This window comes from Eleftheria terrae (genome assembly GCF_030419005.1).
Classification (GTDB): Bacteria; Pseudomonadota; Gammaproteobacteria; order Burkholderiales; family Burkholderiaceae_C; genus Caldimonas; species Caldimonas terrae.
This window is the reverse complement of the sequence record NZ_CP106951.1, coordinates 2,842,703-2,862,525: the sequence shown is the minus strand read 5'-3', so window position 1 is coordinate 2,862,525 and position 19,823 is coordinate 2,842,703. Positions and strand designations below refer to the sequence as shown.

Annotated in this window: 20 protein-coding genes; 14 read left to right on the top strand and 6 right to left on the bottom strand. The window is 69.4% G+C overall.

The window, feature by feature from the left end:
- Positions 1–6 precede the first annotated feature (6 nt).
- The 5 genes from N7L95_RS12620 (at position 7) to N7L95_RS12600 (ending at position 6,794) form a co-directional block, all read left to right on the top strand.
- Positions 7–723: a VWA domain-containing protein gene (locus tag N7L95_RS12620; protein ID WP_301255597.1), complete on the top strand. Its 717-nt coding sequence runs from the start codon at positions 7–9 to the stop codon at positions 721–723.
- A gap of 275 nt (positions 724–998) precedes the next feature.
- The gene (gene yajC, locus N7L95_RS12615; RefSeq protein ID WP_301255596.1) at positions 999–1,328 is read left to right on the top strand and encodes a preprotein translocase subunit YajC; all 330 of its coding nucleotides are present in this window, start codon (positions 999–1,001) and stop codon (positions 1,326–1,328) included.
- Positions 1,329–1,395: 67 nt separating this feature from the next.
- A complete protein-coding gene (secD, locus tag N7L95_RS12610) occupies positions 1,396–3,282 on the top strand; it encodes a protein translocase subunit SecD (RefSeq protein WP_301255595.1) in 1,887 nt (628 codons plus the stop codon).
- An 84-nt stretch (positions 3,283–3,366) separates the two neighbouring features.
- Positions 3,367–4,377, top strand: a complete 1,011-nt coding sequence (gene secF, locus N7L95_RS12605; protein WP_301255594.1) for a protein translocase subunit SecF — start codon at positions 3,367–3,369, stop codon at positions 4,375–4,377.
- Positions 4,378–4,421: 44 nt separating this feature from the next.
- Positions 4,422–6,794 carry a DUF1631 family protein gene (locus N7L95_RS12600; RefSeq protein ID WP_301255592.1) on the top strand — a complete coding sequence of 791 codons (2,373 nt, stop codon included), beginning with the start codon at positions 4,422–4,424 and terminating at the stop codon, positions 6,792–6,794.
- A 70-nt stretch (positions 6,795–6,864) separates the two neighbouring features.
- Here the strand turns inward: N7L95_RS12600 and N7L95_RS12595 are convergent, their stop codons facing one another.
- The 3 genes from N7L95_RS12595 to N7L95_RS12585 form a co-directional block, all read right to left on the bottom strand.
- Positions 6,865–7,317, bottom strand: a complete 453-nt coding sequence (locus tag N7L95_RS12595; protein WP_301255591.1) for a Smg family protein — start codon at positions 7,315–7,317, stop codon at positions 6,865–6,867.
- A gap of 84 nt (positions 7,318–7,401) precedes the next feature.
- Positions 7,402–8,502, bottom strand: coding sequence for a DNA-processing protein DprA (dprA, locus tag N7L95_RS12590; RefSeq protein ID WP_301260144.1), 1,101 nt, complete (start codon positions 8,500–8,502; stop codon positions 7,402–7,404).
- Between the two features lie 23 nt (positions 8,503–8,525).
- Entirely contained in the window at positions 8,526–9,647 is a 1,122-nt protein-coding gene (locus N7L95_RS12585; protein WP_435870099.1) for a LysM peptidoglycan-binding domain-containing protein, read from the bottom strand.
- A gap of 290 nt (positions 9,648–9,937) precedes the next feature.
- Here N7L95_RS12585 and def point away from each other — a divergent pair, with 290 nt between their 5' ends.
- The 5 genes from def (at position 9,938) to N7L95_RS12560 (ending at position 13,390) form a co-directional block, all read left to right on the top strand.
- Positions 9,938–10,453 (top strand): peptide deformylase, encoded by a 516-nt coding sequence (gene def / locus N7L95_RS12580; RefSeq protein ID WP_301255589.1) that lies wholly within the window; start codon positions 9,938–9,940, stop codon positions 10,451–10,453.
- 94 nt (positions 10,454–10,547) lie between these two features.
- Positions 10,548–11,507, top strand: a complete 960-nt coding sequence (gene fmt / locus N7L95_RS12575) for a methionyl-tRNA formyltransferase (protein ID WP_301255588.1) — start codon at positions 10,548–10,550, stop codon at positions 11,505–11,507.
- 51 nt (positions 11,508–11,558) lie between these two features.
- The gene (gene htpX, locus N7L95_RS12570; protein ID WP_301255587.1) at positions 11,559–12,416 is read left to right on the top strand and encodes a zinc metalloprotease HtpX; all 858 of its coding nucleotides are present in this window, start codon (positions 11,559–11,561) and stop codon (positions 12,414–12,416) included.
- A 65-nt stretch (positions 12,417–12,481) separates the two neighbouring features.
- On the top strand, positions 12,482–12,898 hold the full coding sequence (locus tag N7L95_RS12565; RefSeq protein ID WP_363324836.1) for a hypothetical protein: 417 nt from the start codon (positions 12,482–12,484) through the stop codon (positions 12,896–12,898).
- Positions 12,899–12,961: 63 nt separating this feature from the next.
- On the top strand, positions 12,962–13,390 hold the full coding sequence (locus N7L95_RS12560; protein WP_301255586.1) for a TfoX/Sxy family protein: 429 nt from the start codon (positions 12,962–12,964) through the stop codon (positions 13,388–13,390).
- On the opposite strand, the gene N7L95_RS12555 is transcribed toward N7L95_RS12560, so the two are convergent.
- Complete coding sequence (locus N7L95_RS12555; protein WP_301255585.1) at positions 13,329–13,718, bottom strand: DUF2917 domain-containing protein; 390 nt, start codon at positions 13,716–13,718, stop codon at positions 13,329–13,331. The genes N7L95_RS12560 and N7L95_RS12555 overlap by 62 nt on opposite strands.
- Before the next feature lie 97 nt (positions 13,719–13,815).
- Between N7L95_RS12555 and N7L95_RS12550 the strand changes: the two genes are divergently transcribed.
- The gene (locus N7L95_RS12550) at positions 13,816–14,805 is read left to right on the top strand and encodes a LysR substrate-binding domain-containing protein (protein ID WP_301255584.1); all 990 of its coding nucleotides are present in this window, start codon (positions 13,816–13,818) and stop codon (positions 14,803–14,805) included.
- Here the strand turns inward: N7L95_RS12550 and N7L95_RS12545 are convergent.
- Positions 14,789–15,388, bottom strand: coding sequence for a 5-formyltetrahydrofolate cyclo-ligase (locus N7L95_RS12545; protein WP_301255583.1), 600 nt, complete (start codon positions 15,386–15,388; stop codon positions 14,789–14,791). The two genes, N7L95_RS12550 and N7L95_RS12545, sit on opposite strands and share 17 nt — an antisense overlap.
- A 12-nt stretch (positions 15,389–15,400) precedes the next feature.
- Between N7L95_RS12545 and N7L95_RS12540 the strand changes: the two genes are divergently transcribed.
- The 3 genes from N7L95_RS12540 to N7L95_RS12530 all read left to right on the top strand — a co-directional run bounded on the left by N7L95_RS12540 (position 15,401) and on the right by N7L95_RS12530 (position 19,189).
- Positions 15,401–17,428 carry a lytic transglycosylase domain-containing protein gene (locus N7L95_RS12540; protein WP_435870098.1) on the top strand — a complete coding sequence of 676 codons (2,028 nt, stop codon included), beginning with the start codon at positions 15,401–15,403 and terminating at the stop codon, positions 17,426–17,428.
- Positions 17,429–17,453: 25 nt separating this feature from the next.
- Positions 17,454–18,413, top strand: coding sequence for a complex I NDUFA9 subunit family protein (locus N7L95_RS12535; protein ID WP_301255581.1), 960 nt, complete (start codon positions 17,454–17,456; stop codon positions 18,411–18,413).
- Positions 18,414–18,508: 95 nt separating this feature from the next.
- Entirely contained in the window at positions 18,509–19,189 is a 681-nt protein-coding gene (locus tag N7L95_RS12530; protein WP_301255580.1) for a glutathione S-transferase family protein, read from the top strand.
- Positions 19,190–19,290: 101 nt separating this feature from the next.
- On the opposite strand, the gene N7L95_RS12525 is transcribed toward N7L95_RS12530, so the two are convergent.
- Positions 19,291–19,806 (bottom strand): FxDxF family PEP-CTERM protein, encoded by a 516-nt coding sequence (locus N7L95_RS12525; protein WP_301255579.1) that lies wholly within the window; start codon positions 19,804–19,806, stop codon positions 19,291–19,293.
- Between the last annotated feature and the right edge of the window lie 17 nt (positions 19,807–19,823).

The window sequence follows — 19,823 nt, the reverse complement described above, 5'->3', positions numbered from 1 at the left end:
CTGTCCATGTCCATGATCAACCTGGTCAAGAAGACCGAAATCGTGCTGCAGAAGCGCGGCATCACGCCCATCCCGTCGCAGGTCGCGCTGGCCATCGACATTTCCGGCTCGATGAAGGACGAGTACGACGCCGGCATCGTGCAGTCGGTGGTGGAGCGCTGCCTGGCAGTGGCGATGAAGTTCGACAGCGACCAGCTGCTGGACGTCTGGGTGTTCGACGACGGCTTCGGCTATGTGGGCCAGGTGCAGGCCGACAGCATCGACGGCTTCGTCAGCAAGCGCATCGTGCGCAACGGCAAGCTGAAGAAGTGGGGCGGCACCGCCTACGCGCCGGTGCTGCAGTCCATCGAGGCGCACTACTACGGCGTGGAAGGCAAGAAGGCCAGCGCGCTGGGCCGCTTCTTCGGCGCCAAGGACAAGGCGGGCCAGGACGCCAAGCAGGCGGTGGGCGAGCAGCCGCTGATGGTGCTCCTGATCACCGACGGCGAGAACATGGACCGCAGCGCCTTCGAGGCGACGCTGGCCACGCTGCGCCGCCGCCGCACGTATGTGCAGTTCGTCGGCATCGGCAACTCCGATCTCAGCTACCTCGAGTCGGTGGCCGAGGCCGAGCCGAACGCCGGCTTCGTGCAGCTGCGCCAGCTGCGCGGCATCGACGACGAGGCGCTGCTGGGCGCGCTGATCACCCCCGAGTTCTCGAAGTGGATCGCCAAGCAAGCCTGAGGGTGCCGAGCCGCTGCCGCGGCCACTAGGCGCAGCCACAGCGCCGGCCGTCCGCATGAAGGGCCGCAGGGAGCCTCCCTGCGGCCCTTTGCTTCTGGGCGGCCGAGCCCGGGCCGTGGCGCGCAGCCGACTCCGGTGGCGACCGACGGGGACGCAGGATGCCGGCCAGGCAGCCGGCAGCGACGCTTGGTTGCAGCCGCGCGCGACCGCTGGCAAAGTCGCGCGCCCTGCGGCATACAATCAAATGTTTATCCTACGTCCCTGGAGCTTGAGCCGTGTTTATCTCTGAAGCGTTTGCACAAGCGGCACCTGCAGCCGCCCCCGGCGGCATTGCGTCCAGCCTGACCAGCATGCTGCCGCTGGTGCTGATGTTCGTCGTGCTGTACTTCATCATGATCCGTCCCCAGATGAAGCGGCAGAAGGAGCACAAGGCCATGATCGAGGCGCTCGCCAAGGGCGACGAGGTGGTCACCTCCGGCGGCCTGCTCGGCAAGGTCACCAAGGCCGGCGAAAGCTACCTGAGCCTGGAGATCTCCAACGGGGTCGAGATCCAGGTGCAGCGTGGCGCGGTGGTCCAGGTCCTGCCCAAGGGCACCATCAAGTAAGCCGCTCGCCGAGCACATCCTTGCCGGGCCCGGGTGCCCGGGCACAGCCTGAGGCAGAAGAGTCGTCATGAACCGCTATCCGTGGTGGAAATACGCGATCCTGGTGGTCGCCGTGCTGGTGGGGTTGATCTACACCCTGCCAAACTTTTTCGGTGAAGCGCCGGCCGTGCAGGTCTCCAGCGGCAAGGCCACCGTCAAGGCGGACGCCGCGCTGGCCCAGCGCGTCGAGCAGATCCTGGCGCAAGCCGGCTTGAAGCCGGACTTCGTTCAGTTCGAAGGCAATTCGGTCAAGGCCCGCTTCGCCGACGCCGACGCCCAGCTCAAGGCCAAGGACGTGCTGGCCAAGGCCCTCAACAGCGACCCGGCCAATCCGTCCTACATCGTGGCGCTGAACCTGGTGTCGCGCTCGCCGCAGTGGCTGACCTCGCTGCATGCGATGCCGATGTACCTGGGCCTGGACCTGCGCGGTGGCGTGCACTTCCTGATGCAGGTCGACATGAAGGCCGCACTGACCAAGCGCGCCGAGGCACTCACCTCCGACATCCGCACCTCGCTGCGCGAGAAGGACGTGCGCCATGCCGGCGTGAACCGCGTTGGCGACGACATCGAGGTGCGCTTCCGCGACCCCGAGATGCTGGCCCGCGGCCGCCAGCTGATCACCGACCTGGTCACCGACATGCAATGGACCGAGGCCGCTGACGGCGACCAGGTCAAGCTCACCGGCGTCCTTAAGCCCGAGGCCGCGCGCCGCGTGCAGGAACAGGCGCTGAAGCAGAACATCACCACGCTGCACAACCGCATCAACGAGCTCGGCACCAGCGAGCCGGTGATCCAGCAGCAGGGCCTGGACCGGGTGGTGGTGCAGCTGCCCGGCGTGCAGGACACCGCGCGCGCCAAGGACATCATCGGCCGCACCGCGACGCTGGAAGTGCGCATGGTGGACGACAGCGTCGACGCGATGAGCGCGGCTGCCGGCACCGGCCCGGTGCCCTTCGGCACCGAGCGCTATGCCGAGCGCGGCGGCGGCGGCATCATTGTCAAGCGCCAGGTCATCCTGACCGGCGAGAACCTGACCGACGCCCAGGCCGGCTTCGACGACCAGCAGCAGCCGGCCGTTCACCTCACGCTGGATGCCAAGGGTGCCCGCATCTTCCGCGACGTCACGCGCGAGAACATCAACAAGCGCATGGCCATCCTGCTGTTCGAGAAGGGCAAGGGCGAGGTGGTGACCGCGCCGGTGATCCGCTCCGAGATCGGCGGCGGCCGGGTGCAGATCTCCGGCTCCATGACCACCCAGGAAGCCAACGACACCGCGCTGCTGCTGCGCGCCGGCTCGCTGGCCGCGCCGATGGAGATCATCGAGGAACGCACCATCGGCCCCGCGCTGGGCGCCGACAACGTCGCCAAGGGCTTCAACAGCGTGCTGTACGGCTTCATCGCGATCGCGATCTTCATGTCGGCCTACTACCTGCTGTTCGGCGTGATCTCCACGCTGTCGCTGGCGGTCAACCTGCTGCTGCTGATCGCGGTGCTGTCGATGCTGCAGGCCACGCTGACGCTGCCCGGCATCGCGGCCATCGCCTTCACGCTGGGTGCCGCCATCGACGCCAACGTGCTCGTCAACGAGCGCGTGCGCGAGGAGCTGCGCAACGGCGCCGCGCCGCAGACCGCCATCTACCACGGCTACGACCGCGCCTGGGCCACCATCCTCGACTCCAACGTCACGACGCTGATCGCCGGCGTCGCGCTGCTGGCCTTCGGTTCTGGGCCGGTGCGCGGCTTCGCGGTGGTGCACTGCATCGGCATCCTGACCTCGATGTTCTCGGCGGTGTTCTTCTCGCGCGGCCTGGTGAACCTGGTGTACGGCCGGCGCAAGAAGCTGAAGTCGGTCTCCATCGGCCAAGTCTGGCGGCCCGATGGCGCGGCTGCAGGTGCCGCCCAGGGCGAAAGCTGAGGTCGCGGGCGCGCCGCCGGCTGACGGCGCCGCGCCCCGCCACCGTGTTATCAAGTAAGACGCATCTCACCAGAGACACAAGCGATGGAATTTTTCCGGATCCGGCGCGACATCCCGTTCATGCGGCACGCGCTCGTGCTGAACGCCATTTCCTTGCTGACGTTCGCGGCGGCGGTGTTCTTCCTCGTCACCCGCGGCCTGCACCTGTCGATCGAGTTCACCGGCGGCACGCTGGTGGAGGTGCGCTACGCCCAGGCGGCCGACCTGGCCAAGGCCCGCACGGCGGTGGAGACGTTGCACCTTGGCGAGGTGCAGGTGCAGAACTTCGGCACCTCGCACGACGTGCTGATCCGCGTGCCCTTGCGCGGCGACGTGAAGCAGAGCGAGGTCGTCGGCAAGGTGTTTGCCGAGCTGTGCCGTGCGGAAGGTGGCGCGGTGGCGCCGGCCGCCGGCAGCGGCCGTGCCGAATGCCGCTCGGGCGAGGCCCATCCGCTGACGCTGCAGCGCAGCGAATTCGTCGGCCCGCAGGTTGGCTCCGAGCTGGCCCGCGACGGCGCGCTGGCACTGCTGGCCACGGTGGTCGGCATCATGATCTATCTGGCCTTCCGCTTCGAATGGAAGTTCGCGGTCGCCGGCATCATCGCCAACCTGCACGACGTCGTCATCATCCTGGGCTTCTTCGCCTTCTTCCAGTGGGAGTTCTCGCTGGCGGTGCTGGCCGGGGTGCTGGCCGTGCTGGGCTACTCGGTCAACGAGTCGGTCGTGATCTTCGACCGGATCCGCGAAGCCTTCCGCAAGTACCGCAAGATGACGCCGTCGGAAGTCATCGACCACGCCATCACCAGCACCATCAGCCGCACCATCATCACCCACGGCTCGACGCAGGTGATGGTGTTGTCGATGCTGCTCTTCGGTGGCCAGACGCTGCACTACTTCGCGGTGGCGCTGACCATCGGCATCCTGTTCGGCATCTACTCTTCGGTGTTCGTCGCCGCCGCCATCGCGATGTGGCTCGGTGTCAAGCGGGAAGACCTGATCAAGCCCACCCGGCAGGAGACCGATCCCGACGATCCCAACGCCGGTGCCGTGGTGTAGAGTTGACGCAACTTTCCGCATAGGACGCAGGCGACTCCTCCATCATGGCGATTCCCGCCGATCCGAAGGCGCTCGCAGCCCAGGCCCGCAGGACCTTTCTCAACGTACTTCTCTACGGGGCTCCCAACGCCCTGTCGGCAGTGGAAGAGGGGGCGAAGGCGCTCGCCCTGCAAGCCGCCCCGCCCGAACTGCTGATGCGCCGCCGCGATGCGTGGGCGGATGTCCAGCGGCTGCGCGGCGCCTGGCAACGCCTGCTGGCCGAAGGCCTGCAGCGGCGCGCCGCCACCGTGCACGAGCCCACCCCCAGCCAGCCTGGCGGGCTGAGCCACCGGGGGGCGGAGCTGTCGTTGGTGGACGATGACACCATCGAGCACGAGATCCTCACCTCGCGGCTGGCATTGGCCGCGATGGACCAGGCCGCCTCCGAGTTCACCGACCTGCGCTCGCGACTCGGCACCATCGAGCGTCGCGCCGACCTCGCCTCCGGCGACGTGCTGCGTCCCCATGTGGTCTCACGCGAGCTGGTCGACGCCTGGCGTGGCGCCGGCCTGAGCATCGGCGCCTGGCGGGTGCTGCAGCCGTTGCTGCATGACGAGCTGGGCCACCTGATGGTGCTGGCCTACCACGAGACCAACAAGTGGCTGATCGCCCACGGCGTGCTGCCCGGCATCGACCTGCGGCCGCTGATCCGGCGCAGCCGTGCGGCCGGTGCCGCCGGCCAGCCGGCTGCCGCGGCCGGCGGCCCGCCGAGCATGCCGGCCCACCCCCCCACGCAGGGCCCCACCGGCGTGCCGGGCGGGCACAGCCTGCCGGCATCGGCCGTCTCGGCGCTGGCCGGCGGCGCCGCGGCGCCCGTCGTGGCGGCTTCGCGGCCGGCCATGCTGCGCCAGGCGGTCGGCGAAGAAACCCGCATGATGACGCGCGCCTCCAACCTCATGCGCGCGTCCGAGCAGGCGCAGGCAGTGCTGGGCAAGCTCAATCGCCTGGTGGGCCAGCAGGTGCCGGACTTCGATGCCACCACCAGTTTCCAGCCCTCGCCGAAGCTGGCGGCCGCCATCGCCGATGCCGAGCGGGAGGTCGCGCAGCGCCTGCGCACCACCCGGCCGGATGCGCTGGTGGCCAGCGCACCGGCGCTGCTGGATGACCTGCAGGAGCGCAAGCAGGCGCTCAAGCAGGCCACCGAGTCGCCCATCGAGCGCGCCACGATCGAGATCGTGGCGCTGTTGTTCCAGTCCATCCTGACCGAAGAGCGGTTGCCGCCTTCGGTGCGGGTGTGGTTTGCCCGCCTGCAGATGCCGGTGCTGCGGGTCGCCGTCAGCGAGCCCGACTTCTTCGCCACCACCGACCACCCGGCCCGCAAGCTGATCGACCGCATGGGCGCCTGCGTGATGGGGTTCGACGCCGCCACCGCCGGCGTGATGGGCGACGCGCTGGAGAAGGAAATCAAGCGGGTGGTGCAGGTGGTGGAGGCCTACCCCGATACCGGCCGGCGCGTGTTCCAGACCGTGCTGGTGGAGTTCGAGAAGTTCCTCGAGCACTACTTCCGCACCGAGAACGAGGTGTCGCGCAAGGGCGTGTCGCTGGCCCAGCAGGTCGAGCAGCGCGAGATCCTCGCCATCCAGTACACCATCGAGCTGCGCAAGATGCTCAACGAGGTGCCGGTGCAGGAAGGCGTGCGCGACTTCCTGTTCCAGATCTGGGCCGACGTGCTGGCGATGACGGCCGTCAAGAGCGGCGTGCAGAGCGAGGCCACCAAGGCGATGAAGCGCGCGGCCGCCGACCTGATTTGGTCGGCCAGCGCCAAGGTCTCCCGCGAGGAGCGGGCCGAGGTGATCCGGCGCCTGCCGCCGCTGCTCAAGACCTTGCGCGACGGCATGGCCACCGCCGGCGTGGCAGGCGCCAGGCAGGATGAGCACATCCAGGCGCTCAACAACTCGCTGGCGGCTGCCTTCACGGCCAAGACGGCCGCCATCCCGGCCGAGCGCCTGGACGAGCTGATGCTGCGGCTCGAGACGCTCGAGGAATTGCTGCCTGACACCGAGGTCGAAATCGACGAAGCCATGGTGCTCGACCTGTCCGGCCATGAGTCGTCTGGCCTGGAGGTGGTGGCCGAGGGCGGTTCCATGCCCAGTCCTGCCATGGTCGGCTGGGCGCGCAGCATCCAGGTGGGCAGCTGGTTCAAGCTGGACTACCGCGGCCGCAACGAGGCGGTGCAGCTCGCCTGGCAGGGCCTGCGCAAGCAGCTCAGCCTGTTTGCCTCGCCGAACGGCCGCTGCGTGCTGTTCCAGCAGCACCGGCTGGCAGCCTTCCTGCAGGCCGGCCTGATGGTGCCGGCCGAAGAGGAAGCGCTGACGGTGCGCGCAACGCGCGACGCACTGGCCAAGCTGGATGCCGATCCGAGCCGGCTGCTCAGCTGAGTGAGGAGGCGGCCGGGGGCCGGGTGGCCCCGGTGCCGGTATGCGACCGGTGGAGGCGCCGGGGTGGCGCTCAGTGGATCAGGCGGTCGGCGACGTCGACGAACAACTCGTCGAGGATCAGCGCGTCAGGCTCTTCGCCGAGGCTCCAGAACACCATCAGCACGATGATCTTCAGGTCTTCCAGCGACATCGGGCTGCCGCTGCTGACCATGGCGCGGTCGATGACGATCTCGCGCATCGGCGCGGGCAGCACGCCGGCGCTGCCGAGGAAGCTGATGAAGCCCATGCATTCCTCGCCCAGCTGTTCCTGCTCGGCCGGTGTGAAGACGCGCATGCTGAGCGGGCCTTGGGTGCCGGCATGGGTCTCGGACGCATGCGTGAGGCCGTCCAGCCAGCTCAAGGCTTCCTGGATCTCGTCGCTCTCGAAGCCGACGGCCGACAGCTTGCGCGTGAGCTGCGCATGGTCGGGACAAGCGTCCGGCCGCCAGTAGTTTTCGTAGAGGTAGACGAGCACATCGAACATGCGCCTCACTATACCCGACCCGCACCCCCCGCCCTCCATCAAGAAGAGGGAAGCACGGCGGCGCGGTCTTTGCCCGCAGCCGCCTCAGGCCGACGCAATGCGCTGGAAGAGCTGGCCTGGCAGCCGCGCCACCTGGCCGCTCAGCTCCAGTTCGAGCAGCCGGGCGCTCAGCTCCGCCGCCGGCCATCCGGTGCGTGCGACCAGCGCATCGAGGCTGCCCGGTTCCCAGCCCAGGGCCGCCAGGACCGGGTCGCCGTCGTCGCCCTCGGGGCCGCCCTGCGGCAGGCCGGCCGTTGCCGGGGCGGCCGGCGCCTGCAGTTCTTCGAGGATGTCGGCGGCGCTTTCCACCAGCTTGGCGCCCTGCTTGATCAGCAAGTGGCAGCCGCGCGACTGCGGCGAGTGGATGGAGCCCGGTATGGCAAAGACCTCGCGGCCTTGCTCGGCCGCCATCCGGGCGGTGATCAGCGAGCCGGACTGCAGGGCGGCTTCCACCACCAGGGTGCCCTGCGCCAGGCCCGAGATGATGCGGTTGCGCCGCGGAAAGTTCGCCGCCAGCGGCGGCGTGCCAAGCGGGTACTCGCTCAGCAGCAGGCCGTGGCCCGCGATGCGGTGGGCCAGCGCCTGGTGACGCGCTGGATAAACCCGGTCGAGCCCGGTGCCGACCACCGCGATGGTGGCGCCTCCTGCGTCCAGCGCCCCTTCATGGGCGGCGCCGTCGATGCCGAGCGCCAGGCCGGAGACGACCACCTGGCCGGCCTGGCTCAGGGCCGCAGCGAAGGCGCGGGCATGATCGGCTCCCGGGCGGGTGGGGTTGCGGCTGCCGACCACCGCGACCGCGGGGGGCCGCAGCCAGTCGAGGCGGCCCTGGGCGTACAACAGCAGTGGCGGATCCGCGGTGGCCAGCAGCAGGGCCGGGTAGGCGGGGTCGCCCAGCGCCAGCAGGTGGCGGTCGGCCGAGGCGGCCAGCCAGGCGGTGGTGGTGTCGAGCAGGGCCGGGAGATCGGCGGGCGGGGCGGCAAGGGCAGCCGCCTGGGTGGCGGACACCACCCGGCGCAGGGCCGCTTCCGAAGCCTGGAAGACGGCCTGTGGAGACGCAAACGTCGCCAACAGGCGGCGTGCGGATTCGCTGCCGATGCCCGGGGTGCCGAGCAGCCGCAGCCAGGCAGCCAGTTCGTCGCGCTCGATCATGGCCGGGCGCGACGAAGCGCTCAGGGCTGCGTGAAGCGGTCGCCGACCCGCACCGGTTCCTGCACGTTCAGGACCAGCGCATACGACATGCGGTCGAACACACGGAACACGAACAGCAGGCCATGCCGTTCGTCGGGCAGCTTGATGGCGACGCGCTTGCCGTCGGTGTTGTCCACCGCGTTACGGCCATAGCGCCACAGGGCCAGCACATGGCCACGCTCCAGGCCGTCCTGGCTGCCCTTGTTGAGCGCCACGATCTGGTTCTGGCCGGCGGTCAGCGCATCGCCGTAGAGCGAGGCGATCAGGCCGTCGACTTCCTGTTGCGGTGCATGCGGCACGTAGCTGATGAAGTCGCGCGGCGGCACCGGCGAGAGGCGGTCGCCAATGCCGGCTTCCAGCCGCGTCGACTCGATGCGGAAGGTGGCGGGGATGACTTCGCCGTTCTTGCCGGTCTCACCGGGGCGGGTGTAGGACGCAGTGCCGACATAGACGGCCTCGTAGCCCAGCACTTCCTTGCTGCGCGGGTCGACCAGCGGCTTGGGATTGCGGAACAGGCGCCAGTCGCGCAGGTCGGCAATCTCGCCGCCACGCACATAGGCACTGTCGCCACGGGTCAGCAACACCCGGTTTTCCTGAGCGGCGACGATGCGGGGGGCGGCCTCCAGCTCATTGGTGTTGAAGATCACCGCCTCGTTGAGGAAGGGCTCGATCAGGTGCAGCGGGATGGAGCTGATGGCGCCGTCCAGGCCTTCGCTGCGCACGCGCGGCGAGAGCTTCACCGTGCCGTTGCCCACCGGGCGGCCCACGCGCAGTCGTGCACGGCCGTCGACCTTTTCAAGGAACAGCACCTGGCCGGGGTAGATCAGGTGGGGGTTGCGGATCTGGTCGAGGTTCATGCCCCACAGTTCCGGCCAGCGCCACGGACGCTTGAGGAACATCGAAGAGATGTCCCACAGCGTATCGCCGCGCTTCACGGTGTAGGAGTCAGGGGCGTTGGGCGACAGTTCCGACAGCGGCACACCGGCTTCGGCCACCTGCTGTGCGGTGGAACGCTGCTGCGGCGTGATCGGATAATTGACGGCCCAGGCCGCGGTGGTGCCCGCCAGCAAGGCGATGCCGATGGCGGCACGCCATCCGCCCATGCGCTGGGCTGCGGTCAGTCGGGCTGGCAGCCACTGGGTTCGAATCATGCAGGGTCTCCGCGGGCCGGCATGGCCTGGAAGATGGCGGCCATGACGCTATATGGTTAATGAATTTGTCGTCTCGCCGGGCAGCTGCAGTTCGGCGAAAATCCTCACATAGTTTCACAGATTCTGCCCATAAACCCTTGATGCCGCAACGAATTTTGTTGAAGGTTGCCGTTCGCCCGGCACTGTTTCACGCTTGAGCGGCATGCCTTCCCCTTAAAAATCGTCCCGGCGCTTCCCCGATCATGGCCAAACTGAACATCCTCCGATATCCCGATCCCCGCCTGCACACCGTCGCCAAGCCGGTGCAGGCGGTGGACGCCCGCATCCAGCGCCTGGTCGACGACATGCTGGAAACCATGTACGACGCCAATGGCATCGGGCTGGCCGCCACCCAGGTGGACGTCCACGAGCGTGTCATCGTGATCGACGTCTCCGACGAGCGTGACGAGCCGCGCGTGTTGATCAACCCCGAGCTGGTGGCCGTCAGCGACGAGATGCTGGTGTGGGAAGAGGGCTGCCTGTCGGTGCCCACCTTCTACGACAAGGTGGACCGCCATGCCCGTGTCACCGTGAAGGCGCTGGACCGCGAGGGCCGGCCCCACCAGTTCGACGCCGAGCAATTGCTCGCGGTCTGCGTGCAGCACGAGATGGACCACCTGATGGGCAAGGTCTTCGTGGAGTACCTGTCGCCGCTCAAGCGCGACCGCATCCGCAGCAAGCTGGTCAAGCGCCACCGCGAGGACACGAAGGCGCGCTGAAGTCGGCCCGCTCTGGCGGGCTGCGCCCTGTGGCCGGCCCGCCGTCTTGCCCAGCCGCCGGCCCGGCGGTGCCCTTCAGACGGGTTCCAGACAGATGAAGCTAGTTTTTGCCGGCACGCCGGAATTTGCCCAGGCCGCGCTGGCAGGGCTGCATTCCGCGGGCTTCGAGATCCCGCTAGTATTGACCCAGCCCGACCGCCCGGCGGGCCGCGGCATGAAGCTGCAGCCCAGCCCGGTGAAGCAGTTTGCCCTGTCGCACGGCATCGAGGTGGCGCAGCCGCGCAGCCTGCGCCTGGACGGCAAGTTTCCCGACGAAGCGGCCGCCGCCCAGGCCCGGCTGCAGGCGGTGCAGCCGGACGTGATGGTGGTGGCTGCCTACGGGCTGATCCTGCCGGCCTGGGTGCTCGCGCTGCCGCGGCTCGGTTGCCTCAACATCCATGCCTCGCTGCTGCCGCGCTGGCGCGGGGCGGCGCCCATCCACCGCGCCATCGAGAGCGGCGACGGCAGCAGCGGCATCACCATCATGCAGATGGACGAGGGCCTGGACACCGGCGACATGCTGCTGACCGAGGTGCTGCCGATCGCCGCGACCGACAGCACCGGCTCACTGCACGACAAGCTGGCGCCGCTGGGCAGCCGCTTGATCGTCGAGGCGCTGGAGCTCGCCGCCTGCGGCGGCCTGTCGCCCCGGCCGCAGCCGGAGCAGGGCGTCACCTACGCGCACAAGATCGACAAGGCGGAGGCCGAGATCGACTGGCGCCTGCCCGCCGACGTGCTGGAGCGCCGCATGCGGGCGTTCGACCCTTTCCCCGGTGCGGTGGGCTTGCTCGACGGCGTGGCCCTGAAATGCTGGCGCGCCGAACGGGTCGACGCGCAGGGTGAGCCGGGGCGGGTGCTGGCGGTGGATGCTGCCGGCCCGGTGGTGGCCTGCGGCAGCGGGGCGCTGCGGCTCACGCAGTTGCAGAAGCCGGGCGGACGCCGGCTGGCGGCGGCCGAATTCCTCTCCGGTCATACTGTGAAGCCAGGCATGGTTTTTGAGCTGCCTGCCGCTTGAAATACAAACGCGGGGGCCGCAGATAGCGGCTAGCGTCTGTAGGAGGCTCACATGTTCAACTTGCTGAAGACGGCGGTCCTGATGGCCGCCATCACCGCGCTGTTTGTCGCCATTGGCGCCGTGCTCGGCGGGCAGCAGGGCATGATGGTGGCGCTGCTGATCGCCCTGGGCATGAACTTCTTCAGCTACTGGTTCAGCGACCAGCTGGTGCTGAAGATGTACAACGCCCGCGAGGTCGACGAAAGCACCGCGCCGCAGTTCTACCGCATGGTGCGCGAGCTGGCGCAGCGGGCCCAGCTGCCGATGCCGCGGGTCTACATCATCGACGAGCACGCGCCGAACGCCTTCGCCACCGGCCGCAACCCGTCCAACGCGGCGGTCGCCGCCACCACCGGCATCATGCGGGTGCTGACCGACCGTGAGCTGCGCGGCGTGATGGCGCACGAGCTGGCGCACGTGAAGCACCGCGACATCCTCATCAGCACCATCAGCGCGACGATGGCCGGCGCCATCTCGATGCTGGCCAACATGGCGATGTTCTTCGGCGGCCGCGACAGCGAAGGCCGTCCGGCCAACCCCATTGCGGGCCTGCTGGTGATGTTGCTGGCCCCGCTGGCGGCCAGCCTCATCCAGATGGCCATCAGCCGTGCACGCGAGTTCGAGGCCGACCGCGGCGGTGCCGAGATCTCGGGCGATCCGCAGGCGCTGGCCTCGGCGCTGGACAAGATCCACCGCCATGCCCGCGGCATCCCGCTCGACGCCACCGAGCGCCATCCCGAGACGGCGCAGATGATGATCGTCAATCCGCTGTCGGGCGGCGGGCTGAGCGGCCTGTTCAGCACCCACCCGAGCACCGAGGAGCGGGTGGAGCGCCTGCTGGCCATGGCGCGCGGCGCCGCCATGCGCTGAGCGCGGGGCAGGGCGTGCTCTCCGCGCTCGCCTCAAGTGGGCGCGTTTTGTGCCGAAGAGCGGTCATGACCCTTTCCACTTTCATGCGCCCGGGCGGGCGGCTGGCCCTGGCGGGGCTCTGCCTGGCGATGCTCGGCGGCTGCGACATGCTCGGCATTGAAACGGGCGCGCAGTCGGCGGCGCGCAAGGAGGCCGAGGGCCGTGCCATTGGCGCGGCCTGCCGCCATGCGGGCCGGGCCATCGAGGACTGCTACGCCCTCAATGCCAAGGCCGACAAGGCCGCCATCTTCGCCGGCTGGCGCGAGATGAACGACTACATGGGCGAAAACAAGATCGAGGAAGTGAAGCCGGTGGTGGCACCGTCGCAGCCGGTCGCGCCGCCGCCGCCCAAGGCCTCCGCGCCGGCCCGGGCGGCCGAGGACGAGGAAGAAGAGGTCGAGGAAGTCGAGCCGACGCCCAAGAAGGCGGCCCCGGCCCACTGAGGGCCGGTGGCCGCGGGGCGCTGCGGTGCAACGCGGCGCCGCTTACCCCTCTACACTGGCCACATGTCTGCCACCGCGATCGACCCCGCCCGAGCCTGGACCGACCACTGTCTGGAGCTGCTGCAAAGCCTGGGGCCTTGCAACGCCCGGCGCATGTTCGGCGGCTGGGGCATCTACCACGACGGCCTGTTCTTCGCCCTCATCGTCAGCGAACGCCTCTACTTCAAGGTCGATGCGCTGACCGAATCGCTGTGGCGCGAGGCTGGCGGCGAGCCGTTCATCTACGCCGCCCGCGGCCGCGAGGTCAAGGTGCGCTACTACACGCCGCCGGACGAGGCCCTCGAATCCTCCACCCTGATGCTGCCCTGGGCCCGGCTGGCGCTGGAGGCGGCGCTGCGCGCCCGCTCGGCCGGCACCGCGCGCACCCGCCTCAGCGCCAAGCCCGCTGCGGCGCCCGCGCCGAAGCGGACCACCAGGCGCCGAGCGCCTTGAGGGCCGGCCACAGCGGCGGCATGGCAGCCTCCTGGCGGCGCACCGGCAGCGCCGCCAGGGCCATCTCGAAGCAGGCGCTCGGCCAGCCTTCAATCACCAGGGTCTGGCCGGCCGGCAGGGCCAGCTCCTCGCCGGCCGACAGCACGAGGTCATCGGACGTCTGGTCGCTGCCGTCGCCGGCAGTGGCCCAGACGCGGCCCGAGGAGACCTTGAGCACCGTCGGCGCCACCGTCTTCAGCGTGATTGACCGCCCTGCGGCCAATGTCCATACTGCGCTGCCACATTGTTGCGATGTGAACATGAGTGCCGAGCTGTCGATGCGGTCCATGAGATCTGCTCCTTCTTGCTGCGATATGAGTGAATCCTAGGGTTTGCCCGGGGCGCGGTCCAATGACTTCCTTGCGCTGTATTGATGAGACACAAGCATGAATGAGCATCGTCAGCGGCCGCTAGCGGTGGGCACGTTGCGTGCATTCGAGGCGGTGGCTCGCCACCTCAGCTTCCGCTTGGCGGCGGAAGAGCTGCACCTGACGCAGTCGGCCATCAGCCGGCAGATTCAGTCGCTGGAGCAGGAGGTGGGGGCGCCCCTTTTCGTGCGCGGCACGCGGCATGTGGAGCTGAGCCAGGCCGGCACGGCGTTGCTCCGCACGGTCGCGCCGCTGCTGCACCGGCTGGACCTCACCGTGCGGCAGATCCGGCGCACGCGGTCACGCCGCACCATCAGTGTGACCACCTTCGCCTCGATGGCGTCGCTGTGGTTGATCCCGCGGCTGGAGGCCTTCCAGCGCGAGCATCCCGACCTCGACATCCGCGTCAGCGCCTGCGACGCCTTCGTGGAGGTTGACGGTGTGGAGATCGACGCCGCCCTGCGCTATTCGCGCGGTCCCCAGGACGGCTGCGAGGCCCGCCGGCTGTTTGGTGAAGTGTTGACGCCGGTGGTCAGCCCCTGGCTGCTGGAGCGGGCCAGCAACGGCCAGGGGCCGCCGCTGCGCAGCCCTGCGGATCTGGCGCAGCACACCCTGCTGGAGGAGGACGATGGCCATCCCTACAGCCACCTGCTGAGCTGGCGCACCTGGCTCGCACATCAGGGCCTGCCGGAGCTGACGCCGCAGCGCTGGATCTACTTCAACTACACCTACCAGCAGGTGCAGGCCTCGCTGACGGGCCAAGGCGTGGCGTTGGCCCGCCTGCCGATGGTCGCGCCCGCGCTGGCCTCCGGCGAGCTGGTGGAGCCTTTCGGTCCCGCCGGCCGCCTGCAGGGCGCCCATGTCTACTGGCTGGTGGTGTCGCCGCTCGCGCTGGAGCGGCCGGAGGTGGCGCAGTTCTGCGCCTGGGTGGAACGGCAGGCCGCGCTGACGCGCGCCGGGGTAGAGGCCGAATCGGACGCCTCGACCTCGCTCAGCTCCCTGGACTGACCACGCCGCGTTCGGTCACGACCAGCATCAACGGCAGGTCGTGTGCCTCCGGCTCGAAGGCGACTTCGCTGCCGGACCAGGCGATGCCTACCGCCGTCACGTGCGGGTGGCGTGCCAGCCAGCGGTCGAAGTAGCCGCCGCCGTAGCCGAGCCGAAAGCCCTGGGGGTGGTAGCCGACGCAGGGCACCAGCAGCACGTCCGGCACCACCGCGGCACCCGCCACGCTCGGAATGCCGCACTCGTCCAGCAGCGTCGGCGCGTCACCTTGCCAGCGGCGGTACTCCATCTCGCGCGGTGTGCGGCGCGCCCAGGGCAGCGCCAGCGGCAGCCGGGCGCACTCGTTGTCGGCCTTTAATGCAACTGCTGCGTTAAATTCGGATCGTATCGGCCAGTACACCCCCAACAACTGCGGCTCCAGCATCAGCAGTACCTGCCGGAGATGCCCCGCCATCGCCTCCTGCACCGCCTGCCATCCGGCGTCGGACGCCATGCCGCCCGCCCAGCGTTCGCGTTCGGCCAGCAGGTGCCGACGCAGGGCGGCACGATCTTTGATGAGTGCCTGAGGGGGAGCGGTCCAATCCATGTCTCGAGAATGATGAAAAAGGCAAACCGTGTGAATTCAGTATATCGGCGCACCTGGGCGGCCTTGCTCGCGGCGGCCAGCCTGTGCCTCGCGGCGCAGCCCTCGGCCGCGCAGGCACCGGTGGACCCGGTGCTCGACGCCCGCGACGCACTGCGCCGCCGCGACGCGGGCCGGCTGGCCCTGGCCAAGGCAAGCGCCACCTCGCAGCAGCATCCGCTGGCACAGTGGGTGGACTACTGGGAGCTGCAGAACCGGTTGCAGCAGGCCGATGCGGAGGAGCTGAACGCCTTCTTCGCCCGCTGGCCCGACACCTACGTTGCCGATCGGCTGCGCAACGACTGGCTGCTGGAGCTGGGCCGGCGCAACGACTGGGCGACCTTTTCCACCCAGTTGCCGCGCTTTCGCATGCAGGACGACAAGCAGGTCGACTGCTATGCCGTGCTGGCCCGCCGCGACGGCGGCGGCGACGACCTGCGCGCCGCCGCCCGCAAGGCCTGGATGGCGCAGCGCGAGGCCGACCAGGGCTGCTCCCTGATGGCCTTGACGCTGTACCAGGCCGGCGTGCTGACCCATGCCGACATCTGGCGCAAGGCGCGCCTGGCGACCGAGGCCGGCCGCCGCAACCCGGGACGCCAGGCCGTGGTGGTGGTGGGCACCGACGCCGCCCAGCGCTACGACGAGCTGTACGAGAACCCCGCCCGCTACCTGGCGCGACGGGCCGGCTCCGCCAACCGCACCGACGCCGAGCTGACCACGCTCGCGCTGGTGCGCCTGGCCGCGAGCGACCCCGAGGCCGCCGCCGCGCAGCTTGAGGGCTGGACCGAGCGGCTGCCGCAGGAGCTCTCGGCCTGGGCCTGGGCCGCCATCGGCCGGCAGGCCGGCATTCGGCTGTCGCCGCGGGCCACCGAGTTCTACCAGCGCGCCAGCCAGGGCGCGCGCGAGGCCGACTGGTCGGACGACATGCTGGCCTGGAAGGCGCGTGCCGCCTTGCGCGCCGGCCGCTGGCAGCAGGTGAGCCAGGCCATCAATGCGATGCCTGAAACTCAGCAGGCCGATTCCGCCTGGGTGTACTGGAAGGCGCGCGCGCTGCAGGCGCTGGCGCGCGACTCGCAGGACGGCGAGAAGCTGAGGGCCGAGGCCCACACCCTGCTGGACTCGATCGCCGGCTGGCATGACTTCTACGGCAAGCTGGCCGCCGAAGACCTGGGCCGGCCGCTGATGCTGCCGGCCCGGCCGGCGGCCCTCACCGACGAAGAGCGCGACGTCGCGCGCCGCAATCCCGGCCTGCAGCGCGCGCTGCAACTGTTCAGCCTCGGCCTGCGCGGCGAGGCGGTGCGCGAATGGAACTGGACCTTGTCCTTCGGCGGACCGGGCGGCGCTCGCATGAACGACCGGCAATTGCTGGCGGCCGCCCAGATCGCCTGCGACCGCGAGATCTGGGACCGCTGCATCAACACCAGCGACCGCACCGAGGCCGAGTTCCACATCGAGCAGCGTTTCCCGATGCCCTTTCGCCGCGAGGTGGTGGCGCGCGCCCGCGAGATCGGGCTCGACCCGGCCTATGTCTATGGCCTCATCCGGCAGGAATCGCGCTTCGTGATGGACGTGCGCTCGCATGTCGGGGCCTCCGGCCTGATGCAGCTGATGCCCGCCACCGCCCGCTGGACGGCGCGCCGCATCGGCATCAACTACACGCCGGACATGATCACCGACCGCAACACCAACATCGCGCTCGGCACCAGCTACCTGAAGCTGGTGCTCGACGATGTGGGCGGCTCGCAGGCCATGGGCGCCGCCGCCTACAACGCCGGCCCCGGGCGCCCGCGCCGCTGGCGCGAAGGCGCGGTGCTGGAGACGCCGATCTGGATCGAGAGCATTCCGTTCTCGGAAACGCGCGACTATGTGAAGAAGGTGTTGTCCAATGCGACCTACTATGGGGCGCTGATCAGCGGCCGCATGCCCTCGCTGAAGGCCCGCCTGGGCCCCACGGTGGGCCCGCGCGACCCGAATGCGCCGCCGCCGCAGACCGACTTGCCCTGACCATGAGGGGCGCCAGGAGGTGAGCATGAACAGGATCGTCGTCCTGGGTGGGTCCGGCTTCATCGGCCGCCACCTGTGCGAGAAGTGGGTCGCCAGCTGGCCGGAGGGCAGCGCGACCGTGGTGGTGCCGACCCGCCGCCCCGCCCATGTGCGCGACCTGCTGCCGCTGCCCGGCATCGAGCCGGCCCTGCTCGAGCGGCTCGACGAAAAGCGCCTGGCCCCGCTGTTGCACGGTGCCGATGCGGTGGTCAACCTGGTGGGCATCCTGCACGGCAGCGAGGCGGCCTTTCGGCAGGCCCATGCGGGCCTGCCCGAGCAGCTGGTGCGGGCCTGCCGCCAGGCTGGTGTCCGGCGTGTGGTGCACGTCAGTGCGCTGGGCGCCTCGGCGGACGCTCCTTCGCACTACCTGCGCTCCAAGGCGGCTGGTGAAGCGGCGCTGCGGGCGGCCACCGACCTGCAGCTGACGCTGTTGCGCCCGTCTGTCGTGTTCGGCGAGGGCGACCGCTTCCTCACGCTCTTCGCCCGCCTGCAGCGCAGCTTCCCGGTGCTGCCCCTGGCCGGTGGCGAATCGCGCCTGCAGCCCGTGTGGGTGGAGGATGTGGCGCGTGCCATCCTGCGCTGCCTGGACCGTCCCGACAGCATCGGCCAGGTCTACGAGTGTGCCGGGCCGCGCGTCTACACCTTGCGCGAGCTGGTGCATTGCGCCGGCGTGTGGTCGGGGCATTCGCGGCCCGTCCTGCCGCTGCCGCCCGTCCTGGGCCGCCTGCAGGCCCTGTTGCTCGAAGCACTGCCCGGCGAGCCGCTGATGACGCGCGACAACCTCGCCTCCCTGCAGGTCGACAACGTCGCTTCCGGACGCTGCCCGGGCCTGCGCGAATTGCACATCACGCCGGCCGCGCTCGAGGCCATCGCGCCGGGCTACCTGGCCGAGCCCGGGCTGACCGACCGGCTCTACGGCCTGCGTGCGACGGCACGACGGGGATGAGCCCACCACGCGAGCTAGCACCGTCGATTCCCGAACGCGGCAAGGTGCTCCTCGGCTAGCATCGACCTCCCTGAAACACTGCATGGGGAGCGAGCGTGCAACTGGTGATTGGCAACAAGAACTACTCGTCCTGGTCGCTGCGGCCATGGCTGGTGCTGACGCAGGCCGGCATTCCTTTCGAGGAAGTGAAGCTGCGCCTGAGTTTCGATGCCGGCTCGGAATTCAAGGCCGCGCTGTCCCGCTGGACGCCCACCGGCAAGGTGCCGGTGCTGGTGGACGACGGGTTTGCCGTGTGGGACACCCTGGCCATCTGCGAATACCTGGCCGAGAAATACCCGGACAAGCGCCTGTGGCCCACTGACGTGCGCCAGCGGGCCCGGGCTCGAAGCGTCTGCGCCGAGATGCACGGTGGCTTCCAGGGGCTGCGCCAGCACTTCCCGATGAACATCGAAGCCCGCCTGCCGCAGGTCGGCGAGCAGGTGCTGGCCAGCCGGCCGGAAGTGGCTGCCGATGTCGAGCGCATCGTGCAGATGTGGCGCGAGCTGCTGCAGGCTTCCGGTGGCCCGATGCTGTTCGGCGACTTCACCATCGCCGACGCCTACTTCGCGCCGGTATGCACCCGGCTGCGCACCTACGGCGTGCCGGTGCCGGCCGACATCGAGGCCTACGTCGAGCGGGTGTTCGCGCTGCCCGCCATGCGATCGTGGGTCGAGGCGGCGCTGGCCGAGCGGGATTTCCTCGATTTCGACGAGCCCTACCGCCAGAGCCGCGACTGAGCGGCCAGTGCTGCCCCAGCCGGCGGCAGCACCTCGACGGCAGACACAAAAAAAGGCGGGCCGCAGCCCGCCTTGCACCTGCGCGGAACGCGCCTGGAAGCTCAGTTCGCCCGACGACGGCGGGACATGTAGCCCACCACCCCAAGGCCGGCCAGCATCAGCGCATAGGTCTCGGGTTCCGGCACCGGGTTGGCAATCACGGACAGGCTGTAGGAGCCCTTCAGTCCCGGGTTCCACGGCGAGCTGCCGTCGCCGATGGCCGCGCCCTTCAGCACGATGGAGAACGAGCCGGGCACCGGCAGGCTGTCGCCGAAGGTGAAGTGGATGGGGCCGTTTTCGCCGGCCTGGAACAGCACCGAGCCGTCGGCGCCGATGACGGAGAAGGCGGCCGTGTCGTCCCAGTCGATGTTGACGTTGTTCGCCAGCTTCACTTCGATGAGGCTGAAGGACACGGAGCCACCGTTCGGGCCGGCAAGGAAATCGTAGGTGTCGGTGAAGGGACTGGTGCTGAACTTCTTGGCGTCGAAGTCGTACGGCCCGTTGGACAGGTCCACCGCCGCGAAGGCTTGGGATGCAAGGCCGAGGCCGAGGGCCGCTGCCAGGAGGAGTTTTTTCATCTTAGTACTTCCAGAGA